At 69.8% G+C, this 18,457-nt stretch carries 17 protein-coding genes (1 of these 17 cut by a window edge); 12 read left to right on the top strand and 5 right to left on the bottom strand.

Going from position 1 to position 18,457, the window contains the following annotated elements:
* The first annotated feature begins 41 nt into the window (after positions 1-41).
* Genes IGS68_RS04540 through IGS68_RS04580 form a run of 9 tightly spaced genes read left to right on the top strand, consistent with a single transcriptional unit; the run spans position 42 to position 9,624 of the window.
* Positions 42-1,298: an inositol-3-phosphate synthase gene (locus IGS68_RS04540; RefSeq protein WP_201077677.1), complete on the top strand. Its 1,257-nt coding sequence runs from the start codon at positions 42-44 to the stop codon at positions 1,296-1,298.
* Positions 1,288-2,184: an HD domain-containing protein gene (locus IGS68_RS04545; protein WP_201077679.1), complete on the top strand. Its 897-nt coding sequence runs from the start codon at positions 1,288-1,290 to the stop codon at positions 2,182-2,184. The genes IGS68_RS04540 and IGS68_RS04545 overlap by 11 nt, the downstream gene beginning before the upstream one ends.
* Positions 2,181-3,344, top strand: a complete 1,164-nt coding sequence (locus IGS68_RS04550; protein ID WP_201077680.1) for a class I SAM-dependent methyltransferase — start codon at positions 2,181-2,183, stop codon at positions 3,342-3,344. Before IGS68_RS04545 ends, IGS68_RS04550 begins: the two co-directional genes overlap by 4 nt.
* Positions 3,344-4,345, top strand: coding sequence for a Gfo/Idh/MocA family protein (locus tag IGS68_RS04555; protein ID WP_201077681.1), 1,002 nt, complete (start codon positions 3,344-3,346; stop codon positions 4,343-4,345). The genes IGS68_RS04550 and IGS68_RS04555 overlap by 1 nt, the downstream gene beginning before the upstream one ends.
* Positions 4,336-5,169, top strand: coding sequence for a hypothetical protein (locus tag IGS68_RS04560; protein WP_201077682.1), 834 nt, complete (start codon positions 4,336-4,338; stop codon positions 5,167-5,169). Before IGS68_RS04555 ends, IGS68_RS04560 begins: the two co-directional genes overlap by 10 nt.
* Positions 5,166-6,626: a YcaO-like family protein gene (locus tag IGS68_RS04565; protein ID WP_201077683.1), complete on the top strand. Its 1,461-nt coding sequence runs from the start codon at positions 5,166-5,168 to the stop codon at positions 6,624-6,626. Before IGS68_RS04560 ends, IGS68_RS04565 begins: the two co-directional genes overlap by 4 nt.
* A 26-nt stretch (positions 6,627-6,652) precedes the next feature.
* Complete coding sequence (locus IGS68_RS04570; protein ID WP_201077684.1) at positions 6,653-7,543, top strand: sugar phosphate isomerase/epimerase family protein; 891 nt, start codon at positions 6,653-6,655, stop codon at positions 7,541-7,543.
* Positions 7,544-7,546: 3 nt separating this feature from the next.
* Positions 7,547-8,818, top strand: coding sequence for a glycosyltransferase family 4 protein (locus IGS68_RS04575; RefSeq protein WP_201077685.1), 1,272 nt, complete (start codon positions 7,547-7,549; stop codon positions 8,816-8,818).
* A gap of 29 nt (positions 8,819-8,847) precedes the next feature.
* Positions 8,848-9,624, top strand: a complete 777-nt coding sequence (locus IGS68_RS04580; protein WP_201077686.1) for a PIG-L deacetylase family protein — start codon at positions 8,848-8,850, stop codon at positions 9,622-9,624.
* Here IGS68_RS04580 and IGS68_RS04585 read toward each other — a convergent pair.
* Positions 9,611-9,910 (bottom strand): hypothetical protein, encoded by a 300-nt coding sequence (locus IGS68_RS04585; RefSeq protein ID WP_201077688.1) that lies wholly within the window; start codon positions 9,908-9,910, stop codon positions 9,611-9,613. The genes IGS68_RS04580 and IGS68_RS04585 overlap by 14 nt on opposite strands.
* A gap of 151 nt (positions 9,911-10,061) precedes the next feature.
* On the opposite strand from IGS68_RS04585, the gene IGS68_RS04590 reads away from it, so the two are divergent.
* Both IGS68_RS04590 and IGS68_RS04595 read left to right on the top strand, forming a co-directional pair.
* Positions 10,062-10,466, top strand: coding sequence for a response regulator (locus tag IGS68_RS04590; RefSeq protein ID WP_201077689.1), 405 nt, complete (start codon positions 10,062-10,064; stop codon positions 10,464-10,466).
* Positions 10,467-10,572: 106 nt separating this feature from the next.
* Entirely contained in the window at positions 10,573-10,791 is a 219-nt protein-coding gene (locus IGS68_RS04595; RefSeq protein WP_247881172.1) for a hypothetical protein, read from the top strand.
* A 51-nt stretch (positions 10,792-10,842) separates the two neighbouring features.
* On the opposite strand, the gene IGS68_RS04600 is transcribed toward IGS68_RS04595, so the two are convergent.
* A complete protein-coding gene (locus IGS68_RS04600) occupies positions 10,843-11,682 on the bottom strand; it encodes a hypothetical protein (RefSeq protein ID WP_201077690.1) in 840 nt (279 codons plus the stop codon).
* A 258-nt stretch (positions 11,683-11,940) separates the two neighbouring features.
* On the opposite strand from IGS68_RS04600, the gene IGS68_RS04605 reads away from it, so the two are divergent.
* A complete protein-coding gene (locus tag IGS68_RS04605; protein WP_201077691.1) occupies positions 11,941-12,732 on the top strand; it encodes a DUF2243 domain-containing protein in 792 nt (263 codons plus the stop codon).
* 7 nt (positions 12,733-12,739) lie between these two features.
* Here IGS68_RS04605 and IGS68_RS04610 read toward each other — a convergent pair whose 3' ends face one another.
* The 3 genes from IGS68_RS04610 to IGS68_RS04620 all read right to left on the bottom strand — a co-directional run.
* Positions 12,740-13,147 (bottom strand): hypothetical protein, encoded by a 408-nt coding sequence (locus tag IGS68_RS04610; RefSeq protein WP_201077692.1) that lies wholly within the window; start codon positions 13,145-13,147, stop codon positions 12,740-12,742.
* Between the two features lie 35 nt (positions 13,148-13,182).
* A complete protein-coding gene (locus IGS68_RS04615) occupies positions 13,183-16,572 on the bottom strand; it encodes a TonB-dependent receptor domain-containing protein (RefSeq protein ID WP_201077693.1) in 3,390 nt (1,129 codons plus the stop codon).
* Positions 16,573-16,778: 206 nt separating this feature from the next.
* Positions 16,779-18,457, bottom strand: the 3' portion of a protein-coding gene (locus IGS68_RS04620) for a CHASE2 domain-containing protein (RefSeq protein ID WP_201077694.1). Its footprint extends 529 nt past the window's final position; 1,679 of the gene's 2,208 nt are visible here — the last part of the coding sequence; its start codon lies beyond the right edge, outside the window; its stop codon occupies positions 16,779-16,781.

An 18,457-nucleotide genomic window follows, 5' to 3' on the forward strand; every position in this document is an offset into this window, starting at 1 on the left:
GCTCCCGCGTTTGACGAAATTCCGGAGGATCTATGAGCGAGATGCCTGCACGCCGTCTCGGCGTTGCAATTGTTGGTTTGGGTGGGGCCGTCGCTACGACGGTCGCAGCCGGGCTGGAAATGATCCGCCGCGGCGCCGTCGACCTGTCGGGACTGCCGCTGGCCGACGCCCCCCACGCCGGACTGGCGCCTTACCAGAACATCAGCCTGGCCGGCTGGGATCTCTATCCGGACGATCTCGCCTCCGCCGTCAGGCAGCACGGCGTCCTGGGGCCGGCCGAACTGGACCTGGTCCGGACCGAACTGGAAGCGGTGCGGCCCTGGCCCGCCATCGGGAACGTGAAGTTCTGCCGCAACATCGCCGGCCGCGAGGGGGCGAACCTGACCTCCATGCGCGACCAAGTGGCCAGCCTGAAGGATGACCTAAACCGCTTCAAGGCGGACAGCGGCGTCGACGATCTGGTTGTGGTGCATCTCGCCTCGACCGAACGGCTGGTCGATACCACCCTGCCGCAGTTCGCGACGCCGGAAGCGTTCGAGATGGCGCTGGACGCCGACGATCCGGAGATCGGACCGGCGATGCTTTACGCCTACGCGGCGATCACCGGCGGCATCCCCTACGGCAACTTCACCCCCAGCGTCTCGGCCGACATCCCGGCGCTCAAGGAACTGGCGCGGCGGCATGGCGTGCCGATCGCCGGCAAGGACGGCAAGACCGGGCAGACGCTGGTCAAGACCGTGATCGCGCCGGCGCTGCGCGGGCGCTCGCTCAAGGTGGACGGCTGGTATTCCACCAACATCCTGGGCAACCGGGACGGACTGGCGCTGGACGATCCCAATTCTCTGGCGTCCAAGTTGGACACCAAGGGGTCGGTGCTCGACAGCATCCTCGGCTACAAGGTCGAGAACCACAAGGTGTTCATCCACTACTATCCGCCGCGCGGCGACGACAAGGAGGCCTGGGACAATATCGACCTGACCGGCTTCCTGGGTCACCGCATGCAGATGAAGATCAACTTCCTGTGCAAGGACTCGATCCTGGCCGCCCCGCTGGTGATCGAGATCGCCCGTTGCCTGGACCTGGCGAAGCAGCGCGGGCAGGGCGGCGTGCTGGAGGAGCTGGGAGTCTTCTTCAAGGCGCCGTTGATGGTCAACGGCGCCGAGCCGGAACATGCCTGGCCCGAGCAGGAGCGCCGGTTCCGCGCGTGGCTCGATGGGGAGGGCGCTCCCGGAACCCCCACGGAGCGGAGCGAGCAGAGCCTGAAGGCGGCCGCGGCGAGCCTTGCCGATGTCCGTTGACCAGGCCCTGATCCCGCTGCTGCGGGAAGTCAACGACCTGAAGCGCGTGCGGGCCGCCGGCATCGACGGAACGCTGGCCGCCCGCGCCTTCCGGCGCGCCTGGGCCCGGCTGGTGGCGGGGGATTCCCCCGTCACCGTCGCCCTGCGGGAAACCGCCCTGGCGGTGGCCGCCGCCCGGCTCGGCGGCATCGACCACGCCATGCTGACCCGCGCCGGGCTCGACGACGATGCCGCGACCGGCGTCCTCCGGAACGGCTTCGACGCCGTGGCTGGCCCGCTCGACCCGATCCTGGCCGCCGCCCTGCGCCACCATCTGGGAGGGCACGAGCCGGCCGCCGCCGAGCCGCCGGCCTTCGTCCACGACCTGGAGCGCCAGCCGCGCGCGGGCGCCACCCGGCCCGGACATCCGCGGCTGGTGCTGGAGCCGCCGGAGAGCCATGCCGACCATTGCTTCGTCACCGCCGTTTCGGCGGTGCTGGTCAGCCCGGCCTACGACGCCGACCCGACGGCGCCGTTCATCGCCGGCCTGTGCCATCATTTTCACAACGCCATCCTGCCCGACAGCGGCTTCGCGGGGGAGATGCTGCTGGGCGACCACCTGGACTCCGTCGTCAGGACCCTGACCTACGAGATCATCGCGACCTTGCCCGACCATCTGGCCCACGCCTGCGAACAGGCCCGCAAGCTCCTGCCGCACGCGGAGACGCCCGAGGCCAAGGCGTTCCACACGGCCGACGTGATCGACCGCATCCTGCAGATGGACCATTACGCGCGGGCCGCCGGCTTCGAGCTGCGCCATGCGGTCGAGGAGATGGAACTGGTCCATGCCGGTCCGCTCCAGGACTTCCAGACCGGCATGCTGCGCGGCGTCGGGCTGATGCGGTGACGGAAACTCCCCGACTGCTGAGCCCGACGACCGGCCGGCCGCTGCGCCCCGACGGCCCGGGTTCCCTCACCGACGGCCATCTCACCGACGGAACGGAACGCTGGCCCGTGGTGGCCGGCATCCCGTTCCTGCGCACCGGCCGCGAGGGTCTGCGCGACGCGGCGCTGGCGGCGATCGACCGCGGCGACGGGCGGGCCGCGCTGGCCCTGCTGCTGCGGGACCAGGACGACTGGGCCCGTATCCCGCCTCCGTCGATGGAGGAGGCCGGCCGGATCGCCGACGCGATCGGGCGCATGACCCTGCGCGAGGCCATGGCGGCGCTCAATTTCGGGCCGGTGGCGCACTACTTCGCCCACCGCTGGTCGGCACCGACCTTCCTGTCCGCCCTGGGATTGCTGGAGACGCGCTGGACCGACCCGCCGCTGGTGCTGGAGATCGCCTGCGGCATCGGCCAGATCCTGCGCGACCTGGACCGGCGCGGGACGGCCGTGGCGGGAATCGACGTGGTGTTCGCCAAGCTGTGGCTGGCCAAGGCTTTCCTCCTTCCCGACGCCCCGCTGGTCTGCGCCGACGTCACGTCCGGCATCCCGCTGGAACTGCCGGAAGGGACCTCGATCCTGTGCCACGACGCCTTCTATTTCATGCCGGAGCAGGAGCGGATCGCCGGCCACCTGATGCGGGCCGCCGGGCCTTCGGGATCGGTGCTGATCGGGCACGCACACAATGTCCGGTTCGAGCACGGCATCGCCGGCCGGCCGCGCACGCCGGAGGAGTACGAGGCCCTGTTCCCCGGCTGCCTGCTGTACGACGACGCCGAACTGGCACGAAGCCCGGCGCCGGCCCGCACGGCGGAGGAACTGGCGACGGTCGAGGCGGTCTCGCTCGCCTGGAGCGCCGGCCCGGTGCATCCGCGGCCGGTGGACCTCCGTTCGCCGCATCCGGGCGCCAGGCTCCGGCTCAATCCGCTGCTGGAGCGCGACGGGAACCGGCTGCGGCCGGCCTGGCCCACGCCCGCCTTCGCCCGCGAGTATGCCGCCGCCACATATCTGGAGGCCGAGATGCCGCCCGAAGACCTGCCGGAAGGCGTCGCCGGAAGCGATCCCCGGATCGCGGACCTGGCCCGGCGCCGCATCCTGCTCGACCTGCCGGAGCGTTGGTGATGGCGGGCCGGCGGTTGGGCTGGGCCGTGGTCGGCTGCGGCTGGGTGGCCCGCGACTACGTCATCCCGGCGATCCAAGCGGCGCGGAACGGCCATGTCGTCGCGCTGTGCGACCGCGACCCGTCGGGGCTCGGCAGCCTGGGGACTTCCGACTTGGCGGCGGTGCTGTCCGACCCCGATGTCCAGGCCGTCTATGTCGCGACGCCCAACGACCAGCACATGCCGGTGGTCGCGGCCTGCGCCGCCGCTGGCAAGCATATCCTGTGCGAGAAGCCGATGGCGACCCATTCGGCAGACGCGGAGATCATGGTCGCCGCCTGCCGGGAGGCGGGCGTGACCCTGGGCATCGCCTACGACCAGCGCTTCCACGCCGCGCATGTCCGCCTCCGCGAGCTGGTGGCGGAAGGGGCGCTGGGCACGGTCACCCAGGCCCGCATCTTCTACGCCTGCTGGCTGCCGCCGGACTGGAGCCCCACGGACCGGAGATCCGGCGACCGGCGCGCCGACAACTGGCGGGCGGACCCGCGGCGGGCGGGCGGCGGCGCCCTGTGGGACCTGGCGCCCCACGGCATCGACCTGCTGGAGGTGCTGCTCGGCGGTTCCTGGGCGGAGCTCCGGGCGCTGGTCCAGCGGCGGGTCCACGACTATCCCGTGGACGACGGCGCCGTGCTGACCGGCCTGTTCCAGGACGGGACGCTGGGCACCATCCAGGTCGCCTACAACTGCCCCGACGCCTATCCCCGGCGGACGCTGGAGCTGGTCGGGACGCGGGCGATGGCGGTCGCGACCGACACCATGGGCCAGACGCCCGGCGGCACCCTTGCCCTGATCGACGCCAGGACCGGCGCGCGTTCCGAAGTGCCGGTCCCCGGCGCCGAGCGCAGTCCCTTCCTGAACCAGATCGAGGCTTTCGGCGACGCCGTCTTGGCCGGCCGGCCCTTTCCCTATCCCTCCGAGCGCGACCTGCGCCTGTTCACCCTGATGGAGCGATCATGCCGCTGACCCAGTATGCCTGCTCCCACTGCGGGTTCTGGCAACCCTGGTTCGCCGGGCAGGACCCGATCGGCTGCCCGGTCTGCATGGACGTGCGGAACGCCCTGCCGCCCGACGGCTGGGACTTCCGCACGGTCGAGGACCTGTCCGGCAGGGTCGTCACCCGCTGGGCCGAGGCGATGCCCGGCATCGTCGGCTTCTCCTGCGAGCCGGCCTTCGGGCTGGGCTCGACCGGATGGCTTCTGCTCCGCGAGGAAGGCAACATCGCCTTCGAGGGCGCGCCGTTCTACACGCCGGAGGCGCTGGACGAGATCGAGCGGCTGGGCGGGATCGACATCCTGGCCGGCTCCCATCCCCACGGGTTCGGCGCGCTGTGGCAGCTGGCCGAGCGGTTCGACCCGACCGTGGTGATCCACCGCGACGGGCTGCGCTACACCAAGGCGTTCCGGGTGTCCTGGCCGGCCGACGATATCCACGCGCTGGCCCCCGGCCTGACCATGATCGCGACCCAGGGGCACTACGAGGGCCATGCCGTGATGCACGACGCCCCCGGCCGGGCGCTGTTCTGCGGCGACTGCCTGAAGGTGGACCTGGACGGCGGGGGCCGGCCCGTGGCGCTGAGCTGCCACAAGGGCTTCCACTACCAGATCCCGCTGAGCCATGACGAAGTGCGCCGCTACCGCGCCGTCTTCGCGGAGCTGGACTTCGACCATGTCTTCACCCCGTTCGAGCACGCCGCCGGGGTCACCCGAGCCCACGCGCTGGGTCTGTTCGACCGCCTGCTGGCGGGCGCGCCGAGCACCCGCCCGTTTCCGCTGGAGAGCCTCGCATGAGCCTGCAACCCGTCATCAAGGCCTATACCGAGAACCTGCCGCCGGGCGAGCTGGAGCATTTCCGGGTGGACGGGCTGGACCGCATCGGCGTGCCGGTCGTGTTCGCCTGCCACCGCCAGCGCGACGGCTCCCAGTTCGACAGCTTCGGCTATGGCGCCAGCTTCGACCAGGCGCTGGTCGGCGTGCTGGGCGAACTGGCCGAGAACGTCCAGGCCGACACGGTGCTGCGACAGGCCGAGCGGGTGCGCGGCAGCTACGACGACCTCGTGGCGGCCCGCGGGGAACGCGGCGTCTGCGACCCGCTGACCCTGTGCCTGCCCGCCGGTTCCGACTATGCCCCTGACAAGCCGCTGACCTGGGTGGCGGCGCGGCGCTTCCCCTCGGGCGAGCCGGTGCTGGTCCCCTACGAGTTCGCGGCCTGCTACCGGTCGCAGCTGGACGGCATCGAGCCGCTGGCGACGCCGATCACCAACGGCCTCGGGGCCGGCGACTGCTTCGAGCGGGCGCTGGTCCACGGCCTCCTGGAACTGCTCCAGCGCGACGGCAACTGCACCGGCTTCCGCGCCATGGACCAGGGCCGCGTGCTCGACCTGTCCGGCGTGCGCGATCCCGACACGCTGCGGCTTCTGGCGCACCTGGACCGGCTGGGCATCGACGTGATCGCCAAGCTGGCCGCGACCGATTTCGGGCTGGTCAACCTCTATGTCGTCGGCTCGGACCGCGACGGCCGCTCGACCGTGCCGATCATGCAGACCGCCTGCGGCGAGGCCTGCGACCTGGACCGCGAGCGGGCGCTGAACAAGGCCCTGCTGGAGTTCTGCTCCAGCCGGTCGCGCAAGGCCATGTCCCACGGGCCGCTGGACCTCGTCGAGCGGATCGCTCCCGCGGGTTACCTGGACCGCTACCGCGCCCGCCACGTGGCAAGCGCCGAGGAGCCGCGCGCGGTCGAGGCCATGGCAGCCTGGTGCGGCCTGCCGGCCGGCGAACTGCGCGGACTGCTGGCGGACACCGTGCTGTCCCGGCGGACGGTGGAGAGCTTCGCCGACCTGCCGTCCTCGCCCGCCGACACCCCGGCCGCCCGTCTGGAGCGGATCTCCTCCCTCCTGGCGGAGGCGGGGTTCGACATCCTCTACCTGGACCTGTCGCCGCCCGACGGCGCGATCTCCGCCGTCAAGGCGATCGTGCCTGGCCTGGAATGCGAGACCATGAGCTACCACCGCATCGGCGAGCGCGGTATTTGCCGCCTGATGGAGCGGGGCAGCCCGCTCGCCGGCGTCGGGACCCCGCCGGAGGGTGCCGCCGCCGTGCCGCTTCCCCGCGAGGCGGTCGAGCGGCTGGGCGGCCCGGGCTGGCTGGACACCGAAGGCGTCGACCGGATCGTCGGCCGGCTCTACCCGCTCTACCGCGAGCCGGAAAGCCACGCCGTCCGATTCATGCTCGAAGCCGCGAAAACCTGAAAAGAACAAAGCCGAGAGGCCCGGAAATGCCCCTGCGTTTCGCCTACAACACCAACGGCGCCGCCAACCACCGGCTGGACGACGCGCTCTCCCTGATCGCCGACAGCGGCTATGACGGGGTGGCGCTGACCCTGGACCACCATCATTTCGACCCCTTCGCCCCCGACCTGGAGGGCAGGGCGGAAGCGCTTGCCTCGCGGCTGCGCGGCCTGGGTCTCGGCCTCGTGATCGAGACGGGGGCGCGCTACCTGCTCGACCCGCGTGTCAAGCACGAGCCGACGCTGCTGAACCCGTCTCCGGAAGGCCGCGCCCGGCGCGTCGATTTCCTGTCCCGCTGCGTCCGCATCGCGGCGATCTGCCAGGCCGAGGCCGTCTCCTTCTGGGCCGGCGTGCCGCAGCCGGGCGTCGATCCCGCGATCGCCCGGGGCTGGCTGGTCGAGGGCGTCGCCCAGGTCGCCGAGGCCGCCGCCGCCGACGGCGTCACCGCCGCGCTGGAGCCGGAACCCGGCATGCTGGTCGAGACCGTGGACGACTATGGGAGGCTCAAGGCCGACCTGGCGGCGCGCACCTCGGCGCCGCTGCGCCTCGCGCTCGACATGGGCCACCTGCTGGTCACGGGGGAGCGCGATCCCGCCGCCGCCGTGGCCGAGTTCGCCGGCGACCTCGGCACCGTCGCGATCGAGGACATGCGCCGGGGCGTCCACGAGCATCTTCCCTTCGGCCAGGGCGACATGGACATCCCGGCGGTGCTGGCGGCCCTGGACGCGATCGGGTTCGACCGCCTGGTGTGCGTGGAGCTGTCGCGGGAGAGCCACCGCGCCCACCTCGCCGTTCCCGAAAGCCTCGCATGGCTGAAATCGCGGCTTCCGGCCGCGCCCGGCCAGCCCCTCGACCTGCCCCATAAGAGGAGCGCCTGAGCCATGCGGATCTGCTTCATCAGCCGGCGCTTCTTCCCCGCGATCTCGGGCATGAGCGTCTATGCCGCCAACCTGCTGCGCGAACTGGTGGCCGGCGGCCACGACGTCGTGATGATCTCCCAGTACCGCGACGACCCGGCGGGCTCGGCCGTCTATGGCGGCGGTCCGCCGCCCGAGGTGCCCGGAGTCAGGGTGATCGGGCTGGAGTCCCTGGGCGAGCAGGAGGTCGGCCAGGGCCGGCCGGCCGATTTCGAGGCGGACCTGGAAGCCATGGTCGCCGCCGCCCTGGCCGAGCATGCCGCCAAGCCGTTCGACCTGGTCCATGCCCAGTACGGCTATCCCTGCGGCCTGGCGGCGCTGGAGGTCAGCCGGCGGCTGGGCATCCCCAACGTCGTCTCGATCCAGGGGGGAGACGGCCACTGGGTCGGCACCTGCTGCGCCACCCACAAGCAGGCCATGCTGGCGGTGCTGAACCATGCCGGCGCGCTGATCATCGGCAGCCGGAGCTTCGCCGAGGAGGTCCGCGACCACCACGGCACCGACCTGGACCGCTTCGTCATCGTGCCCGGCGCCACCGACACGGAACGCTTCCATCCCCGCGCCGACCGCGACATCGGCGAGTTGCAGGACGCACCGGTGCTGCTCTACCACGGCCGCGTCGATCGCCGGAAAGGCGTGATGGAGCTGCTCGACGCCTTCGCGCTGCTGCGCCGGGCCAAGCCCGCGCTGCGGCTGGTCGTCTCCGGCATCGGCCCGGACCTGGAGGCGGTGCGGGAGCGGGCATCAGACGCGGAATTCGCGGGGGCGGTGACCCTGACCGGCCATGCCGACTATTTCGCCGCAGCCGGGCTTTATCGCCGGGGCGACGTCTTCGTCTCGCCGACATATTCCGAAGGCTTCTCCAACACCATCCTGGAGGCCATGGCGAGCGGCCTGCCGATCGTCTCGACCAACGCCGTCGGCGTGGTCGATTGCCTGACCGACGGCTCGAACGCCCTGCTGGTGGAACCGCGCGACGTGGACGGTCTGGCGTCCGCCATCGGCAGGATGCTCGACGACGGGGCCCTGCGCCGGCGGCTGGCCCACCAGGCGCTGGAGGAGGTTCGCAGCCTCTATTCCTGGCACGCGATCGGCCGCCGCATCCAGGAGATCTACGCCGGGCTCGAGGGAACGGAGCCCGACACCGCCTGGACCGCCATCTACGACCCGGCCGCGGTGACGCGGCAGACCGCCGACCCGACCTGCCGGTTCCGGGCGGCTCCGCACCTGCTCTAGACCTGTCCAGACCAGAGGAAGCGACCGACGTGCCGTCACGCGCAGCGCTGTTCATCTCCCCCCATCTCGACGATGTCGCCTTCTCCTGCGCCGGGACCTTGGCCGTGCTGAAGGCGGCGGGCTGGCGGACGGTGCTGGCAACCGTCTTCACCCGGTCGGTTCCGGATCCCACCGGCTTCGCGCTCGCCTGCCAGACCGACAAGGGGCTGCCGCCCGAGGTGGACTACATGGCGGTCCGGCGGGAGGAGGACGCCGCGTTCGCGCGAACGCTGGGAGTGGACGAGGTCCACTGGCTCGATCTGCCCGAGGCGCCGCACCGGGGCTACGGCTCGGCCGTCGAGCTCTTCTCCGGCATCCGGGCGGGGGACGAGGTCTGGCGGGAGGCGGCGGGCCGGATCGGCGCCCTTGCCGGCCGCGTCGCCCCGGACCTGATGTTCGGCTGTCAGGCGATCGGCAACCATGTGGACCACCGGCAGACCGTCCGGGCGCTGGTCGAGCTGGGAAGGCCCGTCGCCTGGTACAGGGATCTTCCCTATGTGATCCGCGCGCCGGAGGAGGCGCCGCCGCCCGGATTGCCCGGCGGACTGCTGCCCCTGGCGGTTCCGGTCGGCGACCACCTGCCGGCCAAGATCGCCGGGGCCTGCCGCTACGCCACCCAGTTGCCCTTCCAGTTCGGCGGAGCGGAGAGGGTCGGCCCGGCACTCACCTCCTTCGCCGCCGACGAGGCGGGCAGGGCCGGCCGGACCGGGCATGCGGAGCGATTCCTGATCGACGCCGCAGCGATCGAGGCGGTCAGCTCTGCATGACGCCGGCGCCGGGACCGGCCGACTGCGCCGCCGCCGACCGGCGCCGCAGCCAGACGGTCAGGTAGGTCCCCAGGCAGCCGCCGGCGCACATGAACAGGATGTAGATCGAGTTCTCGGCGTACTGGACGACAACGGCCGCGCTCAGCATGTGCCAGACGAAGGCCAGCATCGCGGCCATCTCCGCTTGCATCGAGACGATGTAGTAGGTGTAGCGGGCGTAGAGGAAATCCAGCGCGAACGCGGACAGGAACACGGCGGCGGCGATCGTCGGGCTGATATCGAACATGGCTGAGGGCTTTGCGAAGGATGTTGTCCTGAAGACTGCCTGCCGGTTATCGCGCATTAAGGTTAACTGTCCATGAATCGCAGGTTCGTGATCTGTCGCCGGTTGGCGGGTTGGGGTTGACAAGCCATCCCCGGAGCCCGATCACCGACCCATGAGAATATTGCTGCTGGAAAGCGACCTGATCCTGGCCGAAGCCGTCGCCGAGGCCCTGCGCGGGGCTGGATACGACCCGATCGGACCCGTCACCGAAGTGGACGACGCCATCACGCTGGCGGAACAGTTCCGCCCCGATCTGGCGTTGATCAACATCGACCTCCCGGCTGGGCGCGGGCTCGGCGTCGTCGTCGCCCGGACGATCGCCCGTAACTGGAACATCAAGTCCCTTTTCACCGCGGGCGACAAGGAGATCGCGCGGCGCAACCGCGACGTCGCCTTCGGGTATCTCGCCGGTCCCGCGACCGTGAACGAGCTGGTCGAATGCGTCGAGGCGATCCGGCTGATCCGCAAGGGCGAGTTCCCGATGCGGATCCCCAAGCGGCTGTCGCCGTTCCTCTGAAGGAACTGATGCTGCGCCGCAGCAAAGGCGTCGTTTTGTCACAATCCGGACGAACACGGACCCGCTTATCGTGTTTGCTGCAATGCAGCATAACGCGAGGTATCCGATGCTCGTCACGCTCTCGATGGTGTTTTGCCTGATCGCCGATCCGACCCAGTGCCGGACGGTCACTCCCCTGATCCCCGACGACCAGTATCTCACCATGTCCAACTGCCCGATCGCGGGACAGACGGAGGGCGCCCGGTGGGTGGACGAGCATCCGAACTACCGCATGACCCGGGTCCGCTGCCGGATAGGCAACAAGCCGAAGGAACAGAGCATCTGATCCCGCCGAAAACTCCCCGCCGGCGGGGTTCGCCGGCGGGGATGTCCCTGATCAGGTGGTCACGTTGATGCTGATCGCGGCGGTCGTGCCGGTCGAGATGCTGCCCGAGAGCAGGTTCAGGCTGACGGTGGTCGTCATGCCCGGAGTCCCGTTGTCATAGGACGTACCGATCACCGATGCCGACTTGCCTTCGCTGGTCAGCGCCATGAAGCGCTTGGGATCGATCGCGATATTGTCGGCCATCGTCGTCGAACTGTCGGCGGCGGTGAAGTTACGCAATGTATAGGTGTTGGTCGCGCCGCCGTCCGCCGAGGTGATGTCGAAGAAATCCGACATCTTCAGGCCGCGCGTCCCGAAGCCGAAAAGCTCGGACTCGTTGTTGATGAAACCGTCGGCATTGACGTCGTAGCCCAGCATGGTCTGGGAATTGAAGCCGCCGAATTTGTCCGCCGCAGCCTTGTAGGCGTCGTATGCCCGGGACTGGAATGCGTCCAGGTACTTCTGCTTCGTCGTGGGATCGGTGATCCAGGTGGGGTCCTCGGCGGTCGGGTAGGGACCCTGCTTCAGTTCCAGGAAGACGGCGGAGTCCATGGTGTTGAAATTGACCAGCGAACCGAACTTGGCGGCATTGTCGCTCTTCAGGTTGGTGGCGCTGATGGAGATGTCGCCGTTGAGCTTGCCGCTGCTGTAGTCATAGGCGAGAGCCTCGCCCAGGGACGAGAACTTCTGTTCCTTCACTGCGGTGCCGCTCTCCGAGAACTTCGCGGCGGCTTCCGCCTGCCGTTCCGGCGTCAGGGAATCCCAGATCCGCTTGCGGTCGTCCGCAGCGAGCCGCAGATTCGAAAGATATCCGGAAGGCATGCTGGTCGCGGTTGCCGAGGTCGTAGACATCGCCCACTCTCCATCCTATGCGTTCTGCGTCGGAGTCATGCAAGTAGCGTGCCTCAGTTTTCGATGCACGGATCAAGTGTAAGTCATGCGAGCGCGATTCGCAAGCGGGTCCCGGCATGGATGTTCCTGCTACCCGTCACGGCAAATCCTGCCGGGAGGCCGCGGACCGGCGGCATCGATTGCCGGCCGGGGGGAACCGACGCCGGGCGGGGGTGTTGCCTGTCCGAACACCCGCTTCACCGGACCTTTCCACCCATCATGGCCATGTCCGACACGCACCCGTCCCCCGCCCCCTACAGCCCGACGTTCCGCTGGGCCGGGTATCTGCTGGGCTTCGCCTTCGGCGGTTTCTTCGACGGCATCCTGCTGCACCAGATCCTGCAGTGGCATCACCTGCTGAGCGGGCTGGACAGTCCGTCGCTGGCGGACATCCGGGTCCAGGTCCTCGCCGACGGCCTGTTCCATCTCGTCATGTACGCGGTCGCCGGGGTGGGGCTCTGGATGCTCTGGCGGACGCGCCGGGAGTTCGGCGGGGATGGGGCGGACAGGCTGCTGTTCGGCACGTTCCTGGTCGGCTTCGGCGTCTGGCACATCGTGGACGCCGTCCTGAACCACTGGATCCTGGGATTGCACCATATCCGCATGGACAGCGACGATCCGCTGTTCTGGGACATGGTCGCCTTCGCGTTCGGAATCGCGGTGACCGCGGCCGGGTGGCTGATCCTCCGGAGCTCACGTAACGGCGGGGGAGGCAGGGGAGCCCTGGCCGCGTCCGTGCTGGCCGTGGCCGTCATGGTCGCCGGACCGGTGGCGCTGCTGCCGCCGGCCGGCATATCCACGGTGACGGCGCTCTTCCCGCCCGGCACCGCTCCCGGAACGGTGCTCGCCGCGGCGGCCTCCGTCGACGGCCGCGTGATCGCGGGCGCCGACGGGGTCTGGATCATCGACGTGCCCGACCGCGCCCGGGCGCTCGGACTGTACCGGGAAGGCGCCGTCCATGTGGGCGGATCGCTCTTCCCGATCGGCTGCTTCTCGGCCGGGCTTTCCTGAGGCAGGCTTACGGGGTGCAGCCCGGAGGCATGAGGTAGAGCGAGCCGTCGGCGCGCTTGATCACGTAGCAGTTGGAGCCTTCGTAGGCCAGGATCGACAGGCCGTTGAACCCCCGCAGCCCCTTCAGCTCCTTCGGCAGGCTGCCCGGCGGCACCTTCGCGGGCCTGCCCTTGGACGGCGAGTTCGGATGCTCTTCCACCAGTGCCCCGACCAGTTCGCCTTTGCTGTTCAGGATCAGCGCCAGCGTCGGATCCGCAACGCCCGCCTTCCGCAGCGTATCGACCGTGGCCTGATCGAGCGGAGCCGTCGGCAGGTCGGCCTCGGGCGCCGCGGTCTGGGCACCGGCGGGAACGGCCATCATGAACAGGGCGGCGCAAAATCCTGCCGCGGCAATCCTCAGGCGTGAACAAGGCATGGCTGTCGCTCCTTGAATGAGAGGATCTTGAGGGTTCAGAAGGTAAGGGAGATGCGCCCCAGCACCGTGCGAGCCGGGATGAAGCGCGGACGTGTCAGCGAGTTGGTAACCGAGTCGAGATCCTGGTACAGGAATTCTTCGTCTAAAATGTTCCTGACTTCAAGGCTGATCGATCCCCGGCGGTTGGGAAGCCGGAAGCCCAGCGCCGCATCGACCGTGACGAAGTTCTCGCGCGTCTGGTCGAAGGATTGCGGCAGGCGCTCCTCGACCTGCTGGCTCACGAAGTTCGCGCCGACGCGGGCGAACAGCCCGTTTTCGGCGAAATAGCGGACCTGGACCGGCACCGTCAGGGTGCGCAGCTGCGCGACGTCGATCTGCTGGTTGCTGTTGTCGATCTCTTCCCACTTGGCTTCCGCCGAGACGGCCCAGTCGCGCGCGGCGGCCCAGTACAGATAGGCCCGCGCTTCGTCCTCGGCGCGCTCATCGGTCCGATACTCCGGCGGGTCCCGTTGCTCGACCAGCGGCACGTCGAGATCCCTGCGGACATACTCGACGCCGCCGAACAGGGAGCCGAAGCCGCCGCGGGCCAGCGTGGCGTCGAGACCGACGCCCTTGACCCAGGCGCTGGTCTGGTTGAATTCGTCGGTGAACTGGTTGAAGCCGGCGATCTGGGTCGGCTCCAGGGTCTGGTCGACGATCAGGAGACGCTTGAAGGTCCGGAACGCCGCGGCGCGCAGCCGAACCCGGTCGGTGACGTCCCACTGGACGCCGGCCTTGGGATTGAGCTCGCTGAAATCGAACACGCCGTTCTCGAACTTGTCGCCGCTGAGTCCCAGCGTCACGATCACGTCGCGCAAGGGGGTCAGGTTGACGTAGCCGTAGGCGTTGGTCTGCCGGTTCGTGAACCGCTCGGTGGTCGGGAAGCTCTCGCCCAGCGCCGGGATCTCGATGGTCGCGACGTTCCGCTGGCGGATGCTGGCGAAACCGCCGCCCGCCGTCACGTTGAACAGGTCGCCCCGGTAGATGCCCTGGACCTGCGTGTCGGAACCGGTCTGCTTGATATCGTCGGTGAAGGTGAATTCGTCCTCGGCCTGGATCTGGCTGGACTCCCGGTCGCTGACGATCACCGAGGCCAGCAGGTCCACGCGCGGCGTCGGCGAGTAGCGCAGGCCGACCCGGGCCGTGTCCTGGTCGATATCGGTACGGCTGTCGCGCGAGAAGTCGTCCGGATCGAAATTCTGCGCCAGGTCGCCCTGTTCGCTGCGGCGGGACCTCAGCTCCGCCTGGAGGCTCAGGGTGTCGGTCAGCGCCGCTTGGCCGAACAGCGTGTAGATGTCGTACTCGACGTCGTTGTTCTCGCGGTAGCCGTCGCTCTGGTAATGGAACTGGCCGGCGCTGAAGGCCGCCCGCCCGACGATGCCCGACAGCGTCAGCTCGTCCGCCCGGGTGTCCAGGTTCCCGACGATGCCGGCGGCGTTCAGGCGGATCTGGTCGCGCTCGAACAGCGCGCCGTACTCGTTGAAGCCGGCTTCCGACGGAAGGGCGCCGGGCAGGATTTCCAGGTCCGTCGTGCTCAGGCTGGGCTGCACCGGGTCGATGGTGATCGGCTGGAGGAGCTGCGACCGGAGCAGGGCGCTGGACCGGGCGATCTCATGGCGCTCCTGCTGACCGTAAAGGTCGGACAGGAAGCGTTCGACCGACGCGCTGCCGGGATCGGCGGCGAGCGACGCCGATCCCACCGGCAGGCCGAGGCGCTCGAAACCCAGGTCCCTGAAGATCCGGCCCAACCCGGCGCCGCGGGCCGCCAGATCCTCGTTCAGCAGCAGGCGGGAACGGAACGGCGCCCGGTTGTCGTTCAGCTCGATGGACCGCTGGATCTCCGCCAGCGCCCCGACCGGCTGGTTGGCCGCCCGGAGCCGCAGCCCTTCGAAGAGGAAGGGCGTCGGATCGTTCGGGTCGAGTTGCTTGGCGATCTCGTACTGTCCGGCCGCCCGGTCGTCGCGCCGCTCCTCGTCGTAGCCGCGGCCGAGATAGCTGCGGACCAGGGCGTTCCCGGTGTCCAGGCCGGCGGCGACCTCGATCTCGTTGCGTCCCGCCTCCAGGCGGCCCTGCCGGATCAGGGCCAGGCCCAGCCCCAGGCGCGGCTGCGGGTCGGCCGGCTCCAGCCGGACCGCGCGTTCGAACGCCGCCTGCGCCTCGCCCGGATCCTGGCGGACCAGCGCCGCGAAGCCCAGCACGGTCTGCGCCCGGCCCAGGTTCGGCGCCAACTCCGCCGCGGCGCGCGCGGACCGTTCCGCCTCGCTCCGGTAGCCCTGGATCATCAGGATCTCGGCCAGCCGCGCGCGGGCAAGGGCGTCGCCCGGATGCGCCGCGACCGCTTCCTCCATTGTGGCGCGCGCCGCCTCCAGGTCGAGGGCGGCCTGCTGCGCATAGGACAGGGCGATCCGGGCCGGGGCGGAGCGGGGAGCCAGTTCGACCGCCCGGCGGCCGTCGGCCAGCGCCGGTTCCGTCTCGTTCTGGGCGACCCGGATGACGCTGCGCAATGCCAGCGCGTCGGCGTTGCCGGGAGCCCGCGACAGCATGGCCTCGACCCCGGCGCGGGCTTCCTCGACCCGGCCGACCTCGAGCAGCAGCGACTGGCGGAACAGGGCGACGCGGTCCGGGACCGGTCCTCCCGCGGCGTCGGCGTCGAGCTTGGCGATGGCGCCGGCGATGTCGCCGCGACGGCGGAGTTCCAGCGCGTCGGCGATGGCGGGCGGCAGGTCCCCGGGGCCGGCGGCCGGAGCGGCGCTGACTTCGGTCACGATCGGCTGGTAGTGCAGCGTCCAATGCGCCGCGTCGCGCGGGCGGACGGCGACGCCCTGGACCGGCGCAGCGCCGGCCCGCGCCTCCGCCGTTCCCGCGGCGGCCAGGAGGACGGCGCCCTGGGCGTTGCTGGCCCGGACCTTGCCGTCGAACACCGTGACAGCCGCCCGGTCCGCTTCGGCGAGCACCAGGAACTCGGTGCCCTCGACCGACGCGTTCACGAAGGGCGTGTCGATGCTGAGGCTCCGCGGTCGGTGGCTGAACACCTGGATGATGCCCTTGACCAAGTCCAGCACCGACGGCTCCTCCGCCGGCACGGCCCCGACCTGCAGCGTCGTCTCCTGGTCCAGGCGCAGCACCGAGTCGTTGGCCAGCGCGATCGCGGCCCGGCTGTATTTGCCGGTGCGCACCATGTCGCCGGCGCATAGCGGCTCCTCGGTCCGGGCGGCACGCCATGAACCGTCCGCGATCCTGCGCTCGACGCCGCCCTCGACAGACGCGATGCGCCCGACGGGCGCCGGGCAGGCCGTCTCGAGGGACTGCGCCGCGGCCGGCGCCGCCGCCATGCCGGCGGCGAGCAATGCCAGTACCGAGGACTTGGAGAGCTTGGTGGTTATCATCGAATTCGAGCCTATGAAATAGCGGGTTCCATTGACCCGAATGGTCGATCGCGGTAAGTGAGATCACCCGGTGCCGATTTTCCACAACAACTGATGATGTGCACTCGCAACCTTCGATATCGCGTCTTGCCCTGTAGCCGGCTTCATTTAAATCATGCGATATAGTACATTCAAGCTAAAATTGCTCCAGTCATATATCGAATCTGTCATTTGACTTCCAGGCGGACTATCGCGGCATCATCCTCCGCCGACTTTTCGACAGACAGGTTCATGCACCTGTTCAGGTGGAAACGTGCCGGCCCGTCGTCGGGGAATTCTTCGAGCACTTGGCGGAAAAGGCCAACAGCCTCCGGCAGGCGGCCGGACTCGCAGGCTTCCAGGGCGTCGCCGAAGGAGGAGACCAGCCTGAGCTGGGCGGGCGTCGCCTCCTCGCGGCGCGCGACCAGTTCGTGGATGTCGAGCGCTCCCGTCTTTCCCATCAGCCGGAAGCGGCCGACGCGGCGGGTCAGGATCTCGCCGCCGAGGTCGCCGACGACGGAATCCGACGCCAGCAGCCTGGTTCCCAGATGCTTGTTCAGCCCTTCGATGCGGGACGCGGTGTTGGGAATGTCGCCTACGACGCTCCAGGCGAAATGGCCCTTGCCGCCGACATTGCCGACCATGATCCAGCCGGCGTGCAGGCCGACCCGGGTGGGCATGGTTCGGCCGGGATTCTGGCGGTTGAACCGTTCGACGGCACGCGCCAGGTCGAGCGCCGCCAGGGCGGCGCGCAGCCGCGGCTCGCGTTCCGGATTGGCCGCCGTCCACACGCTCATGACGCCGTCGCCGACCACGTCGGTGACCGTGCCGCCGCCGGCCTGGATCGGCTCGAACACGGCGGCGAAGTAGGAATCCAGCAAGGTCGCCAGGTCGCGCGGAGTCATGGTTTCCGCGAGGGTCGTGAAGCGCTCGGCGTCGGAGGCGACGCAGGCTCCGTAGAAAAGGTCGCGCGCGCCGCCCGGATTGATCGGCCTGTGCGCCAGGTCGGCGGCGACGCGTTCCGGCAGGTAGTAGCGGATCGCCTGGGCCACGTTGCGGCGTTCCCGGTTGGCGGAGAGATATTGCCACAGCAGTCCGCCGAACAGCGCCACCGGGACCTGGACCAGCATCGGGACCGCCACCGGCAGCCAGAGCTGCGACTGGCCGAACAGGATCGCCGAGGCCGCGATCCAGCAGGCCGCCAGGAGCACCGTCGCCACGACGGCCAGCATGGCCGGCAGGAGATAGGCCAGCAGGCCGATCGCGACGCCGAACCCGACCACCAGCCCGAGCTCCGCCGGCCGGCCCGGGCTTTTCAGGGTTGTGTCCTCCAGCAGGTTGCCGAAAGCCGTCGCCGCGATCTCCACCCCGCTGATGTCGATGCCGTCGCTGGTGGAGAACACCGTATAGAAGGTGTCCAGGTTGGTCGGCGTGCGTTCGGCGACGCCGATGAAGACCGTCCGGCCCATAAGGTCCGGCACGTCGCGGTCCTCGATCAGGTCGGCGAAGGGGATGGTGGTCACCGTTCCCGGCGGACCATAGAAGTTCAGGTAATAATGCTGCGGTCCCTGGTGCAGCCGGTCGATGGCCTCCATCAGCCGGCGCTCGCGGTCGCCGAGCCGGCCCGCTGGCGGCGGCAGGCGCGCCGCCAGCCCGGGGGCCTGGAGGAAGGCGCGCCGCACCGCCTGCGAGGCGCGCTGGACCGCGCCCGGCTCGTTCAGGAGATCGTTGTCCGGCGGCAGGGTCTCCAGTCCGGGAACGTCCGCTTCGCGCAGGCGGCCGAGCCAGGCTGGATGCACCGCCGCCGCATGCACCTGGAGGGCGGCGGCGGGCAGGGTCAGCCGGTCGCCCTCCTTGAATGCCCAGA

This window comes from Skermanella sp. TT6, from assembly GCF_016653635.2.
Classification (GTDB): domain Bacteria; phylum Pseudomonadota; class Alphaproteobacteria; order Azospirillales; family Azospirillaceae; genus Skermanella; species Skermanella cutis.

Excerpts from the sequence above, each read along its gene's own strand:
- IGS68_RS04545 (WP_201077679.1), top strand. The coding sequence starts at position 1,288 with ATGTCCGTTGACCAGGCCCTGATCCCGCTGCTGCGGGAAGTCAACGAC.
- IGS68_RS04540 (WP_201077677.1), top strand. The coding sequence starts at position 42 with ATGCCTGCACGCCGTCTCGGCGTTGCAATTGTTGGTTTGGGTGGGGCC.
- IGS68_RS04555 (WP_201077681.1), top strand. The coding sequence starts at position 3,344 with ATGGCGGGCCGGCGGTTGGGCTGGGCCGTGGTCGGCTGCGGCTGGGTG.
- IGS68_RS04610 (WP_201077692.1), bottom strand. The coding sequence starts at position 13,147 with ATGCCTTGTTCACGCCTGAGGATTGCCGCGGCAGGATTTTGCGCCGCC.
- IGS68_RS04565 (WP_201077683.1), top strand. The coding sequence starts at position 5,166 with ATGAGCCTGCAACCCGTCATCAAGGCCTATACCGAGAACCTGCCGCCG.
- IGS68_RS04595 (WP_247881172.1), top strand. The coding sequence starts at position 10,573 with ATGCTCGTCACGCTCTCGATGGTGTTTTGCCTGATCGCCGATCCGACC.
- IGS68_RS04605 (WP_201077691.1), top strand. The coding sequence starts at position 11,941 with ATGGCCATGTCCGACACGCACCCGTCCCCCGCCCCCTACAGCCCGACG.
- IGS68_RS04575 (WP_201077685.1), top strand. The coding sequence starts at position 7,547 with ATGCGGATCTGCTTCATCAGCCGGCGCTTCTTCCCCGCGATCTCGGGC.
- IGS68_RS04600 (WP_201077690.1), bottom strand. The coding sequence starts at position 11,682 with ATGTCTACGACCTCGGCAACCGCGACCAGCATGCCTTCCGGATATCTT.
- IGS68_RS04615 (WP_201077693.1), bottom strand. The coding sequence starts at position 16,572 with ATGATAACCACCAAGCTCTCCAAGTCCTCGGTACTGGCATTGCTCGCC.
- IGS68_RS04590 (WP_201077689.1), top strand. The coding sequence starts at position 10,062 with ATGAGAATATTGCTGCTGGAAAGCGACCTGATCCTGGCCGAAGCCGTC.
- IGS68_RS04570 (WP_201077684.1), top strand. The coding sequence starts at position 6,653 with ATGCCCCTGCGTTTCGCCTACAACACCAACGGCGCCGCCAACCACCGG.
- IGS68_RS04585 (WP_201077688.1), bottom strand. The coding sequence starts at position 9,910 with ATGTTCGATATCAGCCCGACGATCGCCGCCGCCGTGTTCCTGTCCGCG.
- IGS68_RS04560 (WP_201077682.1), top strand. The coding sequence starts at position 4,336 with ATGCCGCTGACCCAGTATGCCTGCTCCCACTGCGGGTTCTGGCAACCC.